The following is a 460-nucleotide window of genomic DNA, read 5'->3' as shown; positions in this document are numbered from 1 at the left end:
GAGGTGATCTGACGGATCAGGAATGGGCGATAATTGGTCCGCTTCTGCCGCCTGAGCGCGGACGTTGGGCTCGACCAGCTGGAGACAACCGCCTGTTTCTCAATGGTATGCTGCATGTTCTGCGCACAGGCTGTCCGTGGCGGGACATGCATGAGCGCTACGGCAAATGGAACTCGGTCTATGTCCGGTTCCGGCGTTGGGCTGAGCAGGGGGTGTGGGATGCTCTGCTGCAAACCCTGATAGACCTCGACCTGACCGATAACTGGCAGCATATGGTCGACAGTACCGTRGTYCGYGCCCACTCCCAGGCAACGGGCGCAAAAGGGGGGCTCATTCGGAGGCTTTTGGTCGATCACGCGGCGGCTTTACGAGCAAGATCCATGTCCGATGTGACAATCAGGGATGCCCTCTTGGCTTTGTCCTTACCGGAGGCCAGGTCTCGGACTACAAAGCCACAGAC

1 protein-coding gene is annotated in these 460 nt (G+C 59.1%); it reads left to right on the top strand.

Annotation, left to right across the window (positions count from 1 at the left end):
• Window positions 1-8 precede the first annotated feature (8 nt).
• Window positions 9-460 (top strand): IS5 family transposase (locus KP705_RS21540; protein WP_374195575.1); only part of this gene is annotated, 452 nt, incomplete at its 3' end.

Source organism: Gluconobacter sp. P1D12_c, assembly GCF_018812105.1.
GTDB lineage: Bacteria > Pseudomonadota > Alphaproteobacteria > Acetobacterales > Acetobacteraceae > Gluconobacter > Gluconobacter oxydans_A.
The sequence above is the reverse complement of the archived record's forward strand: the minus strand, read 5'-3'. Positions and strand labels throughout refer to the sequence as shown.